At 59.3% G+C, this 19,193-nt stretch carries 18 protein-coding genes and 5 pseudogenes; 6 read left to right on the top strand and 17 right to left on the bottom strand.

The window, feature by feature from the left end; genetic code table 11:
* Nucleotides 1-92: 92 nt before the first annotated feature.
* The 3 genes and pseudogenes from OMP40_RS42310 to OMP40_RS25670 all read right to left on the bottom strand — a co-directional run.
* Nucleotides 93-434, bottom strand: a pseudogene (locus OMP40_RS42310) (response regulator); the annotation flags it as partial.
* Between the two features lie 138 nt (nt 435-572).
* Entirely contained in the window at nt 573-1,442 is an 870-nt protein-coding gene (locus OMP40_RS25675) for an aldose epimerase family protein (RefSeq protein WP_277535630.1), read from the bottom strand.
* A gap of 162 nt (nt 1,443-1,604) precedes the next feature.
* Entirely contained in the window at nt 1,605-3,551 is a 1,947-nt protein-coding gene (locus tag OMP40_RS25670) for a beta-L-arabinofuranosidase domain-containing protein (protein WP_277535629.1), read from the bottom strand.
* 219 nt (nt 3,552-3,770) lie between these two features.
* Here OMP40_RS25670 and OMP40_RS25665 point away from each other — a divergent pair, with 219 nt between their 5' ends.
* Nucleotides 3,771-4,628: a helix-turn-helix domain-containing protein gene (locus OMP40_RS25665; protein WP_277535627.1), complete on the top strand. Its 858-nt coding sequence runs from the start codon at nt 3,771-3,773 to the stop codon at nt 4,626-4,628.
* A gap of 24 nt (nt 4,629-4,652) precedes the next feature.
* Here OMP40_RS25665 and OMP40_RS25660 read toward each other — a convergent pair whose 3' ends face one another.
* The 8 genes and pseudogenes from OMP40_RS25660 to OMP40_RS25630 form a co-directional block, all read right to left on the bottom strand.
* Nucleotides 4,653-5,018: an Ig-like domain-containing protein gene (locus OMP40_RS25660; protein ID WP_277535626.1), complete on the bottom strand. Its 366-nt coding sequence runs from the start codon at nt 5,016-5,018 to the stop codon at nt 4,653-4,655.
* 36 nt (nt 5,019-5,054) lie between these two features.
* Nucleotides 5,055-5,381, bottom strand: coding sequence for an AAA family ATPase (locus tag OMP40_RS40420; protein WP_338131235.1), 327 nt, complete (start codon nt 5,379-5,381; stop codon nt 5,055-5,057).
* On the bottom strand, nt 5,275-5,724 hold the full coding sequence (locus OMP40_RS40415) for an ATP-binding cassette domain-containing protein (RefSeq protein WP_338131328.1): 450 nt from the start codon (nt 5,722-5,724) through the stop codon (nt 5,275-5,277). Before OMP40_RS40415 ends, OMP40_RS40420 begins: the two co-directional genes overlap by 107 nt.
* A gap of 47 nt (nt 5,725-5,771) precedes the next feature.
* Nucleotides 5,772-6,549, bottom strand: a pseudogene (locus OMP40_RS25650) (ABC transporter permease).
* A gap of 85 nt (nt 6,550-6,634) precedes the next feature.
* Nucleotides 6,635-7,192 (bottom strand): nitrous oxide reductase accessory protein NosL, encoded by a 558-nt coding sequence (locus OMP40_RS25645; RefSeq protein WP_277535624.1) that lies wholly within the window; start codon nt 7,190-7,192, stop codon nt 6,635-6,637.
* 121 nt (nt 7,193-7,313) lie between these two features.
* A complete protein-coding gene (locus OMP40_RS25640) occupies nt 7,314-8,456 on the bottom strand; it encodes a right-handed parallel beta-helix repeat-containing protein (RefSeq protein ID WP_277535621.1) in 1,143 nt (380 codons plus the stop codon).
* A gap of 387 nt (nt 8,457-8,843) precedes the next feature.
* Nucleotides 8,844-9,539: a response regulator transcription factor gene (locus tag OMP40_RS25635; RefSeq protein WP_277535619.1), complete on the bottom strand. Its 696-nt coding sequence runs from the start codon at nt 9,537-9,539 to the stop codon at nt 8,844-8,846.
* The gene (locus tag OMP40_RS25630; protein ID WP_277535617.1) at nt 9,515-10,996 is read right to left on the bottom strand and encodes a sensor histidine kinase; all 1,482 of its coding nucleotides are present in this window, start codon (nt 10,994-10,996) and stop codon (nt 9,515-9,517) included. Before OMP40_RS25630 ends, OMP40_RS25635 begins: the two co-directional genes overlap by 25 nt.
* A gap of 325 nt (nt 10,997-11,321) precedes the next feature.
* Here OMP40_RS25630 and OMP40_RS25625 point away from each other — a divergent pair, with 325 nt between their 5' ends.
* From OMP40_RS25625 to OMP40_RS25615, 3 genes are all read left to right on the top strand, one after another.
* Entirely contained in the window at nt 11,322-11,795 is a 474-nt protein-coding gene (locus OMP40_RS25625; RefSeq protein WP_277535615.1) for a DUF2231 domain-containing protein, read from the top strand.
* 277 nt (nt 11,796-12,072) lie between these two features.
* Nucleotides 12,073-12,585, top strand: a complete 513-nt coding sequence (locus OMP40_RS25620; RefSeq protein ID WP_277535613.1) for a helix-turn-helix domain-containing protein — start codon at nt 12,073-12,075, stop codon at nt 12,583-12,585.
* Nucleotides 12,578-12,751 carry a hypothetical protein gene (locus OMP40_RS25615; RefSeq protein WP_277535611.1) on the top strand — a complete coding sequence of 58 codons (174 nt, stop codon included), beginning with the start codon at nt 12,578-12,580 and terminating at the stop codon, nt 12,749-12,751. The genes OMP40_RS25620 and OMP40_RS25615 overlap by 8 nt, the downstream gene beginning before the upstream one ends.
* Before the next feature lie 97 nt (nt 12,752-12,848).
* On the opposite strand, the gene OMP40_RS25610 is transcribed toward OMP40_RS25615, so the two are convergent.
* From OMP40_RS25610 to OMP40_RS42300, 4 genes and pseudogenes are all read right to left on the bottom strand, one after another.
* Entirely contained in the window at nt 12,849-13,181 is a 333-nt protein-coding gene (locus OMP40_RS25610; RefSeq protein WP_277535608.1) for a DUF6176 family protein, read from the bottom strand.
* 456 nt (nt 13,182-13,637) lie between these two features.
* Nucleotides 13,638-14,126, bottom strand: a complete 489-nt coding sequence (locus OMP40_RS25605; RefSeq protein WP_277535607.1) for an ATP-binding protein — start codon at nt 14,124-14,126, stop codon at nt 13,638-13,640.
* Nucleotides 14,116-14,466: a histidine kinase dimerization/phospho-acceptor domain-containing protein gene (locus OMP40_RS42305; protein WP_420872042.1), complete on the bottom strand. Its 351-nt coding sequence runs from the start codon at nt 14,464-14,466 to the stop codon at nt 14,116-14,118. Before OMP40_RS42305 ends, OMP40_RS25605 begins: the two co-directional genes overlap by 11 nt.
* A 142-nt stretch (nt 14,467-14,608) precedes the next feature.
* Nucleotides 14,609-15,184 (bottom strand): annotated as a pseudogene (locus OMP40_RS42300) (response regulator); the annotation flags it as partial.
* 357 nt (nt 15,185-15,541) lie between these two features.
* Here OMP40_RS42300 and OMP40_RS25590 point away from each other — a divergent pair.
* Together OMP40_RS25590 and OMP40_RS25585 are read left to right on the top strand one after the other, a co-directional pair.
* A complete protein-coding gene (locus tag OMP40_RS25590) occupies nt 15,542-15,748 on the top strand; it encodes a hypothetical protein (protein ID WP_277535602.1) in 207 nt (68 codons plus the stop codon).
* A gap of 116 nt (nt 15,749-15,864) precedes the next feature.
* Nucleotides 15,865-16,554 (top strand): SOS response-associated peptidase, encoded by a 690-nt coding sequence (locus OMP40_RS25585; RefSeq protein WP_277535600.1) that lies wholly within the window; start codon nt 15,865-15,867, stop codon nt 16,552-16,554.
* Nucleotides 16,555-16,684: 130 nt separating this feature from the next.
* Here OMP40_RS25585 and OMP40_RS25580 read toward each other — a convergent pair.
* Together OMP40_RS25580 and recG are read right to left on the bottom strand one after the other, a co-directional pair.
* A pseudogene (locus OMP40_RS25580) lies at nt 16,685-16,973 on the bottom strand (stage VI sporulation protein F).
* A 136-nt stretch (nt 16,974-17,109) separates the two neighbouring features.
* Nucleotides 17,110-19,180, bottom strand: a pseudogene (gene recG / locus OMP40_RS25575) (ATP-dependent DNA helicase RecG).
* Nucleotides 19,181-19,193: the final 13 nt, after the last annotated feature.

Raw genomic sequence — 19,193 nt, 5'->3', positions numbered from 1 at the left:
CCCGCCGCCTTCAGCCGGCGAAGCACGATCTCCCTGTTCCGATATCCCCGGTCGCGCTGCAGCGCGTCCCGCGCCTTCCGCAGCGCCTGCATCAGCTCGTCTTCGTCCAGCGACACCTTCAAAATATAATCCGACGCGCCAAGCGCGATCGCTTCCTTCGCATAAGCGAAATCGCCGTGGCAGGTGAGCAGGATGATCTGCGTGGCGGGATGCTTTTTTCGCAGCTCGCGGATAAAGGTCAAGCCGTCCATGATCGGCATCGCGATATCGGTCACGACGATGTCCGGTGCGTGCCGCTCGCACAAGGCCAGCGCCTCCTCGCCGTTTTCAGCCTCGCCGATCAGAACCGCGTCGCAGGCTGCCCAGGGAAACGCGCGCAGCTCCTCGCGGATCGGACATTCGTCGTCCACGATCAATACGCCGATCGGTGTCATCGTCATGTCGCGCCAAGCCTCCCGTCCTTTCTTTGCTTTATTTTTATGCGCGCGATCGCTTAAAATGGCAAAAGCAAACAGGACGAAGCCGGATTCGTCCGTTTCGTCCTGTTTGTCTCGTCTCTTTCCTTGCAAAATCTATCTCATGCCGCCCGCGCCTAGCCGAACGGATAAGGACCACTCGCACGCTTGTCCGGGCGCGATCGTCTGCGCGGTGCCGTTCGCCCTCGCCCGGTCGAGGCAATCGTAGAAGCCGATCGACGGCTCCAGCGCGACCGCGTTTTGAACGTTGAACAAACCTTCGTCAATCCACACGCCGACGTAGGGGATGCGCTGCGGATCGAAGACCATCCGCAGCCAGTTGCCGCTGCGTCCGCAGGAGAGGCCGCACCAGCCATCGGCCGCCCGGCCGGGCGCATAAAACTTGCGTCCATCGCCCGTCGGCTTTTCGTCCACGTCCGCCTCCGCCGTCCACGCATACGTCGCGCCTTCCTGCCGCGAGGAGCCGCCGTACACGCAGAGCATCTCCGGCATTGAAGGCGGCAGCACGATGCGCGTCGGCTCCGACACCGCGAACTGCGGATGCGGCACCCAAAGGAACGGCAGCGGCGCATCCCCCAAGTTCTCCGCACGGTAATCCATCCGAACCGTGTCCGCAGCCGAGAACGCAAGACGCCTGCTAAGCCCGTAAGGCATCGCAACGCCGCGAACCGCGCAATCTACGTGCTTCTCGCTTACGCTGGCGTCCCAGGACAGCGCCCACACTTCCCCGTGATCGGGGAGCGAGCGCCCTCCTTCTCCCGCTGCCGCGGCAGGCGATATCGTCGGGAAGCATTCGTCCCAGCCGCTCATATCCGCGTCGACGAAGGACGAGCCGTAAGCTGGCTGCCCCAGCTCCTTCAAGTCCGCTTGCACGAGCCATTCCTTGCCCGTCGGCTTGTAGACCAGAGAGACGATCTTGGCGCCGAGTCCCGGAACCAGCTCGATCCGAGCCTCGGACGTCTCCATAACGATGGATTCGCGATTTTTATATACAGAAGGACGTATATGAACGTCTGACGGCAAAGGCTTCCCTCCTCCTTCAATCCCATATGGCGAAGTCCCCATCCGGCAAGCCGATGCGACTCCTTTTATAACCTTACTTTACGAAAAGACGTCTTTCGCGCCCATTCACGATATTCGGCTATTGATGGAGGATGTTCGGAATCGGCACCTCATATGCCTCGAATCCGGCGTCTTGCTTCCAGCGGGTGGCCGATCACGGGAAATTCCCCCGATTCGCAGTTTGGCGCCGCCGTAGGGCACGAGGACAAGGTCCACGACCGGTTGACCGTCCGCGTTCGGATGAAGCGGAGGCGTTCCCGCGCTGTTGCCCTCCATTCTCCAATCGCGGATCAGACGACCTTTCGTTTTCAGGCGGACCGGCGATTGGCCGGCCATAAACGGTTGGTAAGGAACCTCGGACGTTTCGACCGCGAATTCGGCGCCGGACAGCAAGCCGTATTTCCATGGAGAACCGGGATAGATCTCCCAATCGTGGAACCGCTCACGCTTCGTGAGCAGCTGCCAGTTTTCCTCGATCGGCAGCGCATAGACGAGCGGCCCTCTTTCGACGCTTGCCGCATATAAGTTCCGACCTTCCGTCTTCGCCGTCATCGGCAGGTCCAGGGTCAATTGGTCTCCGCTCTCCCAAAGGCGCGTCACTTTGGCATAGCCGTCTTTCGTCTCGAGATCGACCCGCTCGCCGTTGACCGTCAGCGTCGGCGTCGCGCACCACGCGGGAATGCGAAGCGAGATCCCGAACGATGCCGGCCTGCTCAGCTTCAGCGAGATCGCCACCGCTTCGCGGAACGGATAGCTGCCGGAAACCTCGAGCTCCGCGATCGTGCCCCGCTCCGCGCCTTGTCCGACCTCTGCCCTCGCCGTGCAAGGTGCATAAGAGACCGCCGCCAACCCGCCCGCGCGATCCGTCATCCATAGATGCGAGACGAACTTTGGCCACCCCTGATGCATGTTCGCCGTGCAGCAGCCGAAATGCGGCTCCAGCCCGAACACGTTCGCGTCCGCGCCGTTGCTCCAGGCGCGCGGCGCGACGTTGCACATGATCTGGTTCACCTGCTGATCGTATTGATGGGACGTCCAGTCTCCGGAGATCGCCGCCGGCAGGGCGTTAAACGCCACCTTTTCCAATATGTCGCCGAATCTGCCTTCCCCGAACACGCGCGCGAGCTGCGCCAGGGAGAACATATATTCGACGACGGCGCACAGCTCGACGCCTTGGCTCGGATGCGTGCCGGACAGCCATTCGTCGCCCGAGAACATGCCGTGCGCCTGCCCGTGGTACGTCATCAGACTGTCGATTCCGCGGTGCGCCGCCTCTTTTTCCTTCGCGTCTCCCGTCAGTTCGTAGCGAACGCCCGGCGCCTTGATACCCATCGCGACGTTCACTACGTGCGTCTTCGGATCCCACTGCTCGACCTTGCGCCAGAACGGAAAGTCGCGGAACACTTCGGTCCAGCCCGTCGTCTGCCCGGCCACGATCTCTGCGAGCTCCAACAAAAAGGCATCGTTCGTCTTGCGATGGAGCCACTGGATGCTGAGCAGCATCTCCATGCCGCGGGCCTCCGCCCACTCAAGCAAGGGCTGTCCTTCGATCGTCCGGCGCACGTATCGGAAAAACGACGTCATAAACGGAACGATCCGCGGATCTTCGGTCGCCTCGGCGTATTGCGTCATGACCTTGAGCATGATCATGTAGGGCCACCAGTCATGATTTTTGTCTATGCCGCTTGCCATTTCCTTCATCGGCGGACCGAATGAGCCGTCTTCCCGCTGACTGGCGAGCGACCATTCGACCCAGCGCTTCGCCTTGGCGATCAGCCGCTCGTCCTCGAGCAGGTAAGCCAGCGGCAGCAGCCCGTCCACGTAATACGGCCCCCGTTCCCAGCTCTCTCCCGTTCCGCCGAGCCAGCCGTTGTCGTCGCCGACGTCCGCCCAATGCTCGTCGAGATGGCCGGTGAATCCGTCCGCCTGAATGCGCAGTTGATCGCGCAGCCACGCGCGGGGCTTGATCGCGCCGAGCGGCAGCGCTTCGAATGCCGTGCAGGTTGTCGTCACAGTTCTCGCTCCTCGCTTGTTCGGTATGCGTATCTTTGGCAAGATCCGTCTTTTCCGAATATAGCACGCGTTCTCCATGACCGCCGATAGCCTAACGCACACAAAAATGTTTCGATCGCAATCTTTCTGTCTTACCCTTGCTGACTTGCACGCGCCTTTCTTTTATACTGTAATGCAAGCAACAAGAAGACGAAGGTTACCTTTCATGGAGGATACCGAATGTTCCGATTCATCTCTCCGCCCTTGCCGCACCTCATCTACTGCGGGGAAGACACGTATCCGGCCTCCGGGCGGCATTCCGATCGCTCGGGCATCGGCGTCTTCGACCTGCTGATCGTGACTCGCGGCTGTCTCTACATGGCCGAGGAGTCGGTATCGCTCGAGATTCCGGCGGGCTCGTTCGCCCTGCTCCGGCCGGACCGCGCGCATCGGTCGGCCGCGCCTTGCCGGGAAGAAACGCACTTTTACTGGGTCCATTTCCAGACGCTCGGCAGCTGGCACGAGACAGATCAAGCGCCGGCTTCCGCAGAGCTTCGACCGGACGACGTGCTTTACGAGATTCATCGCTTCGCGTTTTATTTGCCGCGCTCCGGGAAGCTGTCGTCGCCGGATGCCGCGTACGATTGGCTGCGGCAGCTGTTGGCCCTGCAGGCGGACGCCGGTTCTTCCTCGCAATGGCGCCGTCAGCTCGTCTTCCAGGAGCTGCTGATGCGCCTGCAGGCGGACGCGACGCTGCCCGAACGCGATTCGTACTTGACGATCGCCGAAGAGGCTGCGGCGTTCCTGCGCCGCCATTACCGGGACGCGATCAACTACAAATCGATGTCGGAGACGCTTCATTTTCACGCCAACTATGTCTCCCTCTGCATGAAGCGCGCCTTCGGCTGCACGCCGCTCCAATATTTGACCCGTTATCGCGTCGAACTGGCGAAGCGGCTGCTGATCGATACGAACGAACCCGTCGGCCGCATCGCCGAAGAGACCGGCTTCGGCACCTTTTCGTATTTCGTCCGCTGCTTCGGCAGACAGGTCGGCACGACGCCAAGGTCCTTCAGGATGCGCTATCGCCAAGGCTGAAGGTGAATCAGGCACGCGCCAAACTTATTGAATCACCTGCAGCTGCTTCGTAAACGCAAAATGCGCGTCCTCGTAATTCATGTGAATCGTAATCGTGTATTCTCCGGCGGAAGGAAACGTATACGACGATGTGTAGGCATCGCCCTCCAAGGCGGCATCGATCAGGCTCGGCAGCTCGTTTTTGGCATTGATCTGAAATTGCACCTCGCCCTCAAGCGCGGCATACTTGGCATTGGCGACCGTCGCGACCAGCCTGGTCTCCTGTCCCGCCGCAGGCGGCGAAGGCTCGCTTGACAGCGTTACCTCCGAAAACTTGAGCGCCTGCTCCCTCCCCCGACGCCCCGCATGCGGCGAGCAGCAGCAGACCGACCAGCGCGGCTGTCGCGCCAAGCGTGCGTCTTGCAAACCTGAATCTGAATCGAAGCATCACGACTCTCCTTCCCGTTCCATCGGCGCGCCGCTCGCTACAATCCGGTCGAATGCCCCGTACAAGCCGCCCGCGCCCCGATATTGTTCTTTAAGCGTATCGACTTTGCCGGAATATCGTACATATCCCGACGCCATAAACAAAGCGCTGTCCGCATAGGATTCGGCAATGTTCAGCTGGTGCGTGGAGAAGACGACGGCTTGCCCGCCGCCTGCCGCCTTACGGATCAGCTTGCCGAAAGCTTCCATCCAGTAGGGGTCCAGCCCGTTGGTCGGCTCGTCCAACAGCAGCAGCGCAGGCGTCGCCAGCATGGCTTGGGCGAACAAAAGGCGCTGACGCATCCCCTTGGAAAAAGGTGGATATCTTGCGATCCCGCACTTCGAGCAGCCCCACCGTTTCCAGCAGCTCCAGCACGCGCCCGCGTCCGACGCGCCGCAGCGAAGCGTAAAAGCGCAACGTCTCGAACGCCGTCAACGCAGACCCGAAATGGAATTCGTCCGGCATGTAGCCGACTCGGTTCGCGTAGCCGACGCGGTCTTCCGACCAGGAGACGCCGTTCAGCAAAATGGCGCCCGACGTCGGTCTGGAAATGCCTGCGATCATATGAAGCAAAGTGCTCTTGCCCGCCCCGTTGCCGCCGCAAAGCGCGACGATCTCTCCTTCCTGCACCGAGAACGAACAGGGATGAAGCAGCGTCGATTTGCCGATCGATTTGGTTACGTTGTCAAGCTGAAGAAGTTTATGATCCACGCCTGCGCCCCCCTCTCCCACAAGCCTGTCGCCGCTTCCGCGTAGATGAGGACCCAGAGGATCAGCACACCCGCGAAAATCAGGCCGCCCATCGGCTGCTGTATCCATTTGACCCATTGATAATATTCGAGGCCAAGGATGGAGCCTCCGCCCATCTTGACGATGAGGAACAGACGATTCAGCTCGGCAGGATTGGCGAAGATCAGCGCGACCAGCGTCGGCTTGATGAACAGGTAAGGCAGAAATCCCAGCACGGCGATAAGAATCGTCGGCCAGCCCAGGATCAAAAAAGAACCAGATGCCCACGCCGTAGGTGAGCGCCTGCCAGCGATTGCGGCAAAGCGCGCCAAGCAGCACCGATATGCCGAGAAACTGGACGATGATCAACACGGAAAAGAGAAGAAACAAGCCGAACGTCCGCAGCGAGAAGCCCCGACCGAACAGCGAGCCCACAATGCCGGAAAGCCCGAAGCCGAAGGCGACGATAACGGTCAGCACGACGGCCAGCCCTGCGTATTTGCCCCATATAAAAGCGCGGGTGCGGAGCGGGAAGGAAGACAGCAGCCGCCACCCGCCCTCCTCCTTCTCCGAAGTGAGCGAGAACGAGCCGAGCAGGAGCGTCATGAGCGGCAGCAAATAAACAATCAGATTGATCATCGTCCCGGTCGTGCTCGTATATCCCCCCAGACTGGCTTGCGACTGAATCAACAGCAGCGCCAGACTGAACAGGGCGAACAGCGCCATGAACGAGTAAGACCAGGGATTGCGGAAGCCGAGCTTGATCTCTCTTGAGGCGATCGTCTTCAGGTGAAGCACGGTATTCAACCCCTTACTTCGAATCTGAATTGTTTTTCATGCCGCCTTCTTCCATGCCCATCCTGTCTTTCATCTCGCCCGCATGCTCCTCCATCATCGCCTTCATCATGTCCTCGTTGGATGCCCACGCGTGGCTTTCCAGCTCCTTCGCGGTCATGATTCGGCCTTTGCCTTCTTTGGAGACGAACGCATCGGCGTCGCTCTTTTCCTTGAACGATATAACGTTAAAGGCCATCGGCGTCCGAATGGACTTGTCGTACACGTAAGTGGCATCGGACAGCTTGACCCATTCCTTTGTGTTGTAATCTCGCACGAACTGTTCGCCGATTTCCTTCGTTCCGTTTTCCGCCCGCCACACATGCAGATCGCCGAGATCGTCGAACTTGAGCGCTTTTTTGTTCTTAAGAATGATCTCGACCGCGAACTGGTCGTCCGCGACCGCCATGTTGCATACCGGGCATTTGTCCACCGTCTCGTCGATGGCCGCAGGCTCGTATGACGTTTTGCCGCACCCGGCGAGCAGAGAGAGAACGAGCAGCAATGCGATAATGCCAGCCAAACACTTTTTCATGATTTTTTTGTACCCCCATCGGTATAGGATTGTTAGAGCGGCTAACAACAGCAGACATCCCGGCAACCAGGTCCGACGGCTGTCCGCCGGGAATTCTGTCTCCGGCGAAGCAAAAGGCGGTTCAAGCAGCGGGCTTGGATCTTTGAGCCAGTTGGCCGTGTCGGCATGGAACATCTGCGCGAGAAACGGCAGGCCGGGCGATTGGAAAAATACCTGAAAGGCGTCGATATCCGCGGTCAGCTGAAGGAAAAAAGGATCGATCTCGTAGCTCAGATCGCTGAAGCCGTCTCCGTCCGCGTCGAGCGCCTCGAAGTCGTCCCAGTAATTCCCCCTGTAGCGTGTTGTTGTGGCTGTCCGTGGACTGCGCCTGGTTGACGTTCGCGGCAAACAGGCTGTTTAGCAGCCGATTATCGCTGGACCGGATCATTTGCATGCCGATAAAGTTCTGAACGACCTCATTGTCCGCGAGCGTATTGTCCGTCGATTGCTCGATATAGAGACCGACGCGGTTGTCGACGACACGGTTGCCGCTGATCTCGGAGCGATGGACGTCGAACAGCAGGATGCCCTGCGAGTTGACGTTTTCCGTCTGCTTCTCGAAGCGATTGCGTTTGACGACGGCACCTTCCACGCTCATCACCATCCCGCCGGTGACATTGCCTTCCCCGACATTGTCCGTGAGCTCGGTATTGCCCGAAAACATAACATGGTAGCCGTACCTCGAGTCGGTCGCGACATTGCCCCGCATGCGGGTCTCGTTGCTGCTCTCGGCGTACACGCCGTCGTGGACGTGAACGATCGAGTTGCCCTCGATGACGTTGCGCGCCGATGCGAGCAGATCGATCCCGTTGCCGCGACGGGAATACGGCTCGTCCGGGTCACCGGGACGCGCGCCTTCGATGCGGCTGTTCAGAATGCGATTGTCGTTCGCTTTCCTCAGAAAAATACCGCCGCCCTGGGACTTGATTCGCAGTCGTTCCAGCCGGTTGCCGTCGGACTGCACCAATATGGCCGGCTTCTTGGGATCGGTCTGGCTGTCGCTAACGGCGATGTCCTGCAGCACGATACGGTCCGCAGCCAGCGTAAGCGCTGGACGGTTGCCGTCGTTCTTCACGACGGCCTCGCCGTCCGAGGAGATCGTGATGGCCGCCGAGATGACGGCTGGCCCCGTATAAACGCGGTCCCCCGACAGAACCAGCGTCTGCCCCGCCGGCGTCGCATCGATAAGCGGCTGCAGCGGTATGGCTTCCGTCGATGCCGACACCGCGCGCGCTTGCGGAGAGGCAATACCTGTGAAGCACACCAGGGCAAACACTACGGCCGCGATCGTCCTCTTAAAAAAACGATGCCGAATGACATTCCACACTCATTTCACCAACTTTCGAAGCCGAAGTACGCGCCGGCGCACCAGCCCATGCATGAGCGTCGTCGATCGCCCGCTCTGCGACTGGCTTCATTGTACCGAACCTGCTGCCGGGGGCGTATGCCCCGATCGGGCTATCGAATGGAGCGAATATGCGTTAATTGTTGATCAAATTCCGAACTTCCGGCCTGTCGGTTATTCGGGTTAAGGGCGATCCATCAAAAAAAGCATCAGATCAAGACCCGAAAAATAAAGTCTCGAACCGATGCCCTTATCGTTAAATCACCATCATAGACGGAACCGGTAGCCCGCCCCCCACACTGTCTCGATATAGACGGGCGCCGAAGCGTCCTTCTCGATTTTTTCCCGCAGCTTGCGGATATGGACGGTCACCGTCTGGGTGTCCGCCGTCGCGTCGATGCCCCACAGACGGTCGAACAGATGGTCTTTGCTGAACACCTGATTCGGATGCTGCGCAAGGAAGTGCAGCAGGTCGAATTCCTTGGCGGTAAGCGATACCTCCTCTTCCCGGACAAAGGCCTGCCTTGTGTTCCCATTAAGGCGCAGCTCGCCGATCTCCAAGTCGCCGGCTCTCGCATTCCGCCCGGTCAGCCTGTCGTAGCGGGCCAGATGCGACTTGACGCGCGCGACCAGCTCGGCCGGCTTGAACGGCTTGCCGATATAATCGTCCGCGCCGAGGCCCAGCCCTCGGATGACATCGATATCTTCCCTGCGCGCGGTCACCATCAGGATCGGGACGTCGAACGCCTCCCTGAGCGCTTGGCATACTTCGAAGCCGCTTAGCTTCGGCAGCATCACATCCAGCACGACCAGGTCGAATCGGCCCGTCAGCCCGAGCTGCAGACCCGCTTCGCCATTATCGGCGAGGACCGTCTCGTAGCCGCTCATCTCCAGGTAATCTCTTTGAAGCTCGGCGATGCTCGGCTCGTCCTCCACGATCAATATCCTTTTATTTGCCGCCATCGTCCCCGCCTCCGTCGATCGCCATCGTCAAAATCAAGCGCGTCCCTTCCCCCCGCCACGCTCTCCGCCCTTATATCCCCTTCGTGAGCCATCATGATCTGCTTGGCGATGGCCAGACCCAGCCCGCTTCCGCCCGTGCGGGCGTTCCGCGACCATTCGGCCCGATAGAACGGGTCGAAAACGAGGGGCAGCGCCTCCGCCGGAATGCCGCTCCCGTTGTCCTCGATGACGATCTCGACCGCTTCGTTTATCGTGCGGGCGGACAGCCGAATCGACGGTCTTGCTTTATCCATGTATTTCAGGCTGTTTTGAATGATGTTGCCGAGGACGCGCTTGAAGGAATCCGGGTCGACCCGAACGCATACGGCCGCCGGCAGGTCGAAGTCCCTTTCGAGCGTCACGCCGTTTTTTTCGAGCTCGAACCCCAGATCCTCCGACCAATCGTTCAGCAAGCCGCGAACGGACATCGGCTGCATGGGGAAAGGGACCTTTTGCATGTCCAGCTTCGCGTACAGGAACAGCTCGTCGATCAGTTTATCCAGCTCGTCCGCTTTCGAAGCGATCGTTTTCATATAGCGCTCATGCTTCTCCGGGGTATCCGCGATGCCTTCCAGAATGCCGTCGACATAGCCCTTAATGGCGGTTATCGGCGTTTTAAGATCATGCGAGATGTTGGCGATAAGCTGTTTGCGATTTTTCTCGTATTGCATCTGCAGCGAGACCGATTCCTTCAACCGCACCCGCATGTTCTCGAAAGTGACGCCCAGCTGTCCGATCTCGTCTTTGCCTTTAACCGCGATCGGCACCTCGAGCTCGCCCTCCGAGAAGCGGCCCGCGGCTTGACGCAGCGCGAGGAGCGGCCGGATGATGCGGGTCGACATGTAATAGGTCAGGGCGGCATTCGTCAGGATCAAGGCGGCGACGGCAGCGGCAAATACAATTGGGAACCATCGTTTCGCGAAATGAACGAGCGGGTCGATCTTCGTCAGCAGAAACAAGCTGACCGGCTTGCCGTCGGCCGCCTTCAAATCGTATTGGACGATTTGATACCACACGTCGTCGATCTTGACCGTCGTATCCTTGCGAAAATCGGGATGCGCATACGGCGGCAAATCCGACGTCAAGACGGGATCGCCGGCGATGGCGCTCGAAGCGTAAACGGTCCGGCTTTCCTCGCGGACGAGCAAGGAGACTTGCCGCGCAGCGAGTTCGGCGGACAGCTCCCGCAAATAAGCGGTATCCGTCAACAGCTGCGGGTTCTGCGCAAGCGTGCGCTTGACCAGCCGATTGTAGTCGTTCTCCTCGATCCCTTCGATTTTCGATTCGTAAATGGAATGAATGCTCCGAACGTCGCCCCGGAAAACGATCAGCAGCAGCGCGGAAATCAGCACCAGAAACATCAGCGGAACGATCAGCATCGCCGCATAAGACCAAAGCAGCTTCCATCGAATCGACAAAGTCCCGCTCTCTCCTCTCGCTATCCGTCGATTAAGCCGCTCTTGTCGCTACCGACAATTTAGCATTGGGCTTGCAGAAATACAACGATGCATTTGCCTTTAGCGATAAATACGGCAAGAACGATCCATCTCAAGGAATTATACGCGAAGGTCTTCTTCTTCTCGATTATTGCCGTCTTGGGCATGCTATGGCACGCGTGGAATAAGAACAACTCCCGGAGCGATGGATTCGAATCTGCGGCAAAGCGCGCAAAAGTTAAGATCTTTTTAATAATTGCTTGTTAAAGTAACCCTGCCAGCACCTCAAAATCAAGGAGGAAGTCGATTGCTAAACGATATCGTGAATCACGCGCATCCCATTTTTGTCCACTTTCCGATCGTGCTCATAACGCTCGGCATGCTTTACGACCTCGTCGTATCGATCCGACGGCGCGCGCTGCCTCTTAAACAGGGAATATGGATTTGGCTTGCCGCCGTTTTATCGGCATGGCTGTCCGTCGCGACGGGCCCCGAAGATGACGCTCGCGGCAATACGTCTTTTCTGGAACTCCATAGTACCTTGGCCGATATTACGGCGTGGGTCGTCAGCATTTTGGTCGCGGCCAGACTGTTCATGTTGTTCCGCGGCAAAACATCCCTGATCCGCTTTTCGCTTGTCGCTTACCTTGCGGTCGCCGTCGCTTCTTGCGCGTTAGTGCTTGGCACGGGCTATTACGGGGGCAAGATGGTTTACGACAACGGCATCGGCGTCAAGGTAGAGGGCACCCCGGTGAATCCGCCGAAGGGACATCATGATTAATATCGCATGACAGGCAAGGCGTTGCTGGTCTCCGGCAATAACCAAAAGGGACGACGCGGAGGAATCTCCTGCTTCGTCCTTTTTTGGTGTTCCTTGCTTAGCCGTTTGTTTTGGAGCAATATTAGGACGATACTGGGGCCATTTCTCGACTTTTTTTGTGATAAGATAAAGACAATGATGCGTAAAGGAAACGGAGAAGTAAGGATTTATTCCGAAGCGTACGGGGTAATTACCCTATGCTTATTTTTTCCCTGGCAGGAGAAAGGAGGTGTTGGTCGTGAAGCGCAACGAAGAAGACGTGCTTCTTCTCCAGGCGATGAAGGATACGCAGGACAAACGAATGTTTCAACGCTACCAGGCCGTTTTTATGTACAAGAGCGGTTACGCGGTCAGAGATATTCAAAGCGTCTCCCAGCTTAGCGAGAAGACGATCTATACGTATATCCGCTCGTACGAGCAGTCCGGTCTTGAAGGTCTGGCCATCGGAAGCTCGCCGGGAGCGCCTCGCAAACTGACGGCGGAGCAGGAGACTCGCCTGATCCAATTGGTCACGTCCAGGCGGCCCGACGAACTGGAACTTGCCGGACAAGCGAGGTGGACGCTCAAGCTCGTATCGGCTTTGATCGAGCGCGAGTTCAACCAAACGTACACGCCCAGGGGAACGTCAAGGCTGCTGCAGGACTTGGGACTCGTATATTCGGATCCCCGGACGGCGCAAGCGCTCGGCGATAAAAAAGAAAAGCCGCCCTCACCGTACGATACGCATCCCCACGATCTTCCTCGTGCATAAGCCCCAACCGGACAACGACTCGCATCGGCGGTTTATCGAGAACACGCTGCAGTTGTATCCGACGGGCCGAATCGCCCTGATGCTCGATTCGGAGGCGCGGGCAGAGCCGAACGCCGAAGAAGGGCTGTACGAGCTTATGTATTACCATCCCGTAGGCAGGCCGTGAACCGGGCGGCGACCGGCGCGCCCTGCCCCGCTATCAAGAGGTTGCCCCCGGTCGGTTTCGCGACTGCGGGACAGCCTCTTTCGGACTCTACGGCCATTTATGGGAGCCGGCCCGCGTCGAACAGCACTTCAAGCGATTCGACGCTGTCCCACGTTTTCTGGAGCATCTCGATCGAGGCGGTGTCGACGGGAATCGCGCTACCCTGCTCCCGCTCTTCCGCCGCTTTTTCGGCCGGATTACTCCGCGTATAGAAGATGATATGGTCCGCGTCCTCGCCCTTCTCCAGGAAGATCGACTCGACCACGATGTTTTCGCTTCTCATCGTCTCGTACACGAATTCCATCTTGTTTACCTGCATATCTTTGACGAAATCTATAAATTCCTGGGTCATCCCCGGCTTGATTTTTACTTTCAGACATTGAACTTCCACGTGAATCCCACCTCTCATTATGAATGGCGAGCGCTTGAACGAGGTCAATCTGGTGTATTTAATTCTAAAATTAACCGTTCGTCTGCGGGATGAAACCGAAGCCCTGCGGCAGACGTCATGCGACCGTCCGAACCTTCGTCTTCTTTTCGATTGTTTCGCACCGCTGCCGGGCACCTGTAAGGCTTTTATTTATGAATAAATGATTTACTCATTCGCGCGCGTCCGAAATCTTGTTTTTAAGCCTTTTTTTAATCCATTTGAGGTCGTTATCGTCAAACCCATTAATTCAACTTTCACAGAAAACGAGGCGTCTCCCTCAATTGCCGATCCCGGCTCCGGCCCGCAGCCCGGCCACGACGCCAGCCCGCAATCAAGCTGCCCGCCAAACGCTGCGGCGAAGCGTCATCAATCAGAAGCAAATCGCTCGGGCATTCCCCGCCGACAGCGCCCGCGGCTTCATTCCTGCGGAACCTTCGGATCGCTTTTGCCGAAGCGCACGGAAAAAACGAAAACCGTGCCGGGTTCGCCGGACGGTTCTATGCGGATGCTTCCTTCCATGAGCTCGCACAACGTTTTGCAGATCGACAGCCCTAATCCGCTGCCGCCGTACTTGCGGGTCGTCGAGACGTTCGCCTGCGAGAAAGGCAAAAACAGCCGGTCGATCTCATCAGCGGCGACGCCGATGCCGGTATCCTTCACGACGAATTCGAGCGCGACCCGCTTATCCGTCTCTTCAAGCACGCTTACCCGCACGCTGATGCCGCCTTTGTCCGTAAACTTCACCGCATTGCCGACCAGATTGATGAGAATCTGCTGCAGACGGAATCGGTCCCCGCGGACGCGTTCGGGAACGCCGGGTTCGACGGCAACCGTATAGGCGAGTTTTTTTTCGCGCAATTGGGCCGTGAACATTTTTCCGACTTCATCCAGACAGTTATCCAGCAAAAAAGAGTTCCTGCTCCAGCTCCATCCGGCCGGCTTCGATCCGGGACAAATCCAGCACGTCGTTGACGATTTTCAAAAGCGTATTGCCGTTATTGGCCACGATCTCTGCCAGCTCTGCCTGTTCGGACGTCAGTCCGGATTCGCGAAGCAGGTCCAGCATCCCTATAATGCCGTTCAGGGGCGTGCGGATTTCGTGGCTCATGAAGGTCAAAAATGCCATCCTCGCCCGGGAAATCCGTTCGGCCGCTTCCTTCGCTTCGCGCAATGCTTGCTCCGACTGCTTGCGGCGCGTAATATCGCGAACGGTACAGGCCAGCAATCCGGGATCTCCGGCGGCCATGCCCCAGTGGACCTCGGCGGGGAAGGACGTGCCGTCCTTGCGGCGCGGCTCCGCTTCCATCAGCTTGCCGAACGGCGGGTTCCGATGTGCGCCCGTACGCTCGGCCGAAGGGAGCAGCAGCGATACGGGGGAGCCCGTGCAATTCGCCATGGTCGTACCCGAACATAAGGGCGGCTGCGGGGTTCGCTTCCAAAATGACGCCAGACGCATCAAGCACCAGCATCGCGTCGATGGAAGTGTCCAGCACCGCGCGAGCCTGCGCCGCTGCCTGCGCGGTCTCCCGGTTCAAGCCTGCCGGCTCACGCGGCTGCAGGCTTGAACTTCTCCGTTCGCCGTAAAGTCCTGCCAGAACCTTGATCTTGGCCTTGAATATGAGCGGATTGATCGGTCTGATCAAATAGTCGACAGCGCCGACGGAATAGCCGGTCGCCAGATGATCGGCATCCGCGACGGCTCCGGATATAAAAATGACCGGTATGAATTCAAATCTGCCGTGGGACTTGATATAGCCGCCCGCCTCGAATCCGGACATGCCCGACATATGAACGTCGATCAGGATGACGGAGATCTCCTCGCGCAGCAGACAGCGAACCGCTTCGATCCCGGAGCTTGCGCGGACGTATCGATAAGGTTCGCCGTCCAGTGCGGCTTCGATCGCAAGCGAATGCGCCGGATTGTCGCCGACGACGAGGATGTTCGCGGAATAGTCCCGTTCCACCTATTCCCCTCCTCTTGTTGTGTAATGGATATTGACATGCGCTTGAATGCCGCTCGCGGTCATTTTCGAACCGGTATACGGCTCAACCCAGATCGTGGCGGAACCCCCGGCATAGTTGTAGAATTAATTCCCATTTTCATATTATACGGGGTTGATAATGCAGGTTCAATGCGATATTCGAAATAGACCCAAAAGAATTTTGTAATTAATATTTACCTATCTCAAAATAGAGCTGCTGCGCATTGGCTGGATCCGCCGCTTATTTTTCCTCTTGTACAGGAACGTAAGTTCGTATTATTATAAGAACAGACGTTCTACAACAAACCTCGCTTCTCCGAGGCGCAAGGAGGAATGGCCGTGCAGGTCGATATCGAAAAGTATGTCGGGAAAAGCGTGGAAATGATTTACGAGGACAGCAAAGGACGCTTGACCCAGCGAACGGTCGCGATATTTTCGGTGCGCGGGGGCAAGGTGCGCGTGCTGGATTGGGGAAAACGGGCGTTTCGCACGCTGTCCGCGAGCCGCATTCTGGGCGCCCGGCCGGTGAAGCATAGCGTCTCCTGAACGGGAGGCTGGCGCTCCCGCTGTCCGCCGGCCTTCTCTTCGCACGCCGCGGCCTTTCGGGTATACTACTTTCTATACGAGGACTGCCTTGACGAGAGAGAGTAGGTGGCACGCGGATGTGCGGACGTTATACGATCACGATTTCGTTCGAGGAACTGCTCGCTTATTATTCGGCCGACGACGCCGCCGGCTCGCCCTACGGCCCCCGGTACAATATCGCGCCCGGGCAGTTGGTTCCCGCGATCGTCAGCGACGGCTCCCGCAACCGGCTGGGCCTGCTCAAGTGGGGGCTCGTTCCGCCTTGGGCCGAAGACCCGAAGGTCGGCGGCAAGATGCTGAACGCCAGGGTCGAGACCGTCGCGGAGCGGCCCGCCTTCCGGGAAGCGCTGCGACGCAGGCGGTGCCTCATCCCGGCCGACGGCTACTACGAATGGCGGCAGACCGCGGGCGGCAAGCGTCCGATGAGAATTCGCCGCAAGGACGGAGCCTTGTTCAGCATGGCCGCCATTTACGAATCGTGGACCGCTCCGGACGGCTCGAGGCTCCGTACATGCGCCATCTTGACCGCGCCTGCAAAGGGACATCTGGCCGACATCCACGACCGCGTGCCCGTCATCCTGAACCGGCGGTCCGAGGCGGCATGGCTCGACCGCCGGATCCAGCGTCCCGACGAAGTCCTTCAGCTCGCGATTCCGCTGGATCCGGCTGAGCTCGTCGTCGACCCGGCCAATCGCCGTGTCGGCAACGTAACCAACGACGATCCCGGCTGCCTCGTGCCTGACGAAGAGCAAGGCGAGCTGTTTTAAGCGCTCGCGCGAATGACCAAAAGACCCTGATTCCCGCTGTTTGCCGGGAGCCAGGGTCTTTTGGAGATGACGCGATGGCCCCGATCGCCTGTTATTCAACAGACGATGGCCCGCATTTTTCCGTCGCGGACTAGCGGAACATCGCCCACAGCTTGATGAGATGGAGCGTGCTCTTCGGATCGATTTTTTTGCGCGATGACGAAGTTCACCAGTTGCTCCTCTTGCAGATCGGTCAGCGGTTCGCCAAGCACTTTGGCGGACGACTTGACGAGGCGCTTCACTTTCGAGCGGTCCTGCAGATCAAACTTCGTCACGCCGTCCAGCAGCGCTTTGATTCTATCCTTCGTGGCGGGATTTTTCATCTTTACCTTGACGCGCTCCACCAGATCCGGCCGAATGCCGAACTTTTGCCAACTCACGGCTGCCCACTTCCCTTCGCGAGGCTTTTATATTGTATGCGGCAGCCTAAGGGAAATGTCAGCGCGCAAAAAAGCAGGCCAGCCGAATGTCCGGCCGGCCTGCCCGCTCGTAAAATCGCCCCGCGCAAAGACGCGCCTAATCCAGCGGCTCGCTGTAGTCCGGCGCCTCGCGGCGCAAGTATTCCCGCAGCCCCGCGTAAGCCTGCGCCGTCCAGAACGCCGGCTCCGCGGTGAGCGCGGCCGCGTCGTCGCGCGCCTGCTCGAGCGTCTCGAAGTCGTTCATCAAGTTCGCGAGCCTGAACTCCGGCACCCCGCTCTGCTTCGTCCCGAAAAACTCGCCGGGTCCCCGCAGCTCGAGATCCCGCCGCGCGATCTCGAAGCCGTCGTCCGTATCGGTCATCGCCTGCATCCGCTCGAGCCCGTTTTCCGACTTCGGATCGGCGATGAGGACGCAGTACGACTGATGGTCGCTTCGCCCGACCCGGCCCCGCAGCTGGTGCAGCTGCGAGAGCCCGAAGCGGTCCGCGTCCATGACGATCATCAGCGTCGCGTTCGGCACGTCGACGCCGACCTCGATGACCGTCGTCGAGACGAGCACCGTCAGTTCTCCCGCCGCGAACCGCCCCATCGCCTCGTCCTTCTCCGCCGACGTCATTCGCCCGTGCAGCAGCCCGATCGATAGCTCCGGCATTGCCTGCCGAAGCTGCATGTGAAGATCGATCGCGTTTTGCACGTCCAGCTTTTCCGATTCCTCGATAAGCGGGCAGATGAAAAACGTCTGCCGGCCAAGTTCCGCCTCCCGGCGAATGAAGCCCAGCACGCGGTCCATCTTGTCGTGCTTGACCCAATACGTCAGAATCGGCTTGCGGCCCTTGGGCCGCTCGCCGATCGTGGACACGTCCATGTCGCCGAACACGGTAATGGCGAGCGTGCGCGGAATCGGGGTGGCCGTCATCATGAGCACGTCGGGATTAAGCCCCTTGCGCCGCAGGATGCTGCGCTGGTTGACGCCGAAGCGGTGCTGCTCGTCCGTCACGACGAGTCCGAGCCGCCGGAAAAAGACGTCCTCCTGGATGAGCGCGTGCGTGCCGATGACGATGTCGATGAGCCCCATCTGAAGCGAAGCCAAAAGGTCCCGCCGCTCCCGCGCTCCCCGGTTCCCGGTGAGCAGCGCGACCTGAATGCCGTACGGCTCGAACAGCCGCCCCAGCGACTTGGCATGCTGCTCCGCCAAAATCTCCGTCGGCACCATCAGCGCGCCCTGGCAGCCGTCCTTCACCGTCGCGTACAGCGCGATCGCGGCCACGACCGTCTTGCCCGAACCGACGTCGCCCTGCAGCAGCCGGTTCATCGCATACGGCCGCTTCATGTCGCGCGTAATCTCGTTGACGACCGACTTCTGCGCCTCGGTCAGCTCGAACGGCAGATTCGCCGCGAACGCGCGAATGTCGTCGCTGCTGATCTTGTGCGCGATGCCGTCGGGCGCCTTGCGGTTCATCGCGCGGTAAGCCTGCAGCCGCAGCTCGAACAGGAACAGCTCCTCGTACACCATGCGTCGCCGGGCCTCCTGGCCCTCGCGCGTGTTTTCCGGCCGGTGAATCCGGTGAATCGCTTCGCGCCTCGGCATCAGCCCGTGCCGATCGAGCAGCTCCGGCGGCAGCAGCTCCGGGATCATCGCGCCGTAATGCGCGAGCGCGAGCTCGATGCGCTGGCGCACCCACGCCTGCGTCAGGCTGCCGCCGATCGAGTACACCGGCTGCAGCGTCCCCGTGCGGCCGGCCCCTTTGTCGGGAAATTCCGACTCCGCCACCGTGAGCTGGCGCCGCCGCTGATCCCATTTGCCCGTCAGAACGATATCCCGCCCGACCTCCATCTGATCCTTCAGAAACGCGCGGTTAAACCAGACGGCCGTCAGCAGCATTCCCTCCACCGTCACCCGGCAGAGCAGCCGCGACTTGCCGCCGAAACGCTGAAGCGAAGGCGGCGTCTCGACCCGCCCTTGCACGGTGATCTTCTCCCCGTCCTTCACCTCGAGAAGCGGCCGCAGCCGATAATCCTCGTAGCGGAACGGATAATATTCGATCAGCTCGCCGACCGTAGAAACACCCAAGGCGTGAAGCTCCCCCCGCCTTGGGGGCGCTCACGCCTTTGATCTTCGTGACCGGTATGGCGAACAGATCCGTCTCTTCTGCCGAACGTTCGGCCATCCTCCATCAACTC

It is taken from the genome of Cohnella rhizosphaerae, from assembly GCF_029525575.1.
Taxonomy (GTDB): Bacteria; Bacillota; Bacilli; order Paenibacillales; family Paenibacillaceae; genus Cohnella; species Cohnella rhizosphaerae.
Note: the sequence above shows the minus strand (reverse complement) of the source record. Positions and strands in the feature narration are given on the sequence as shown.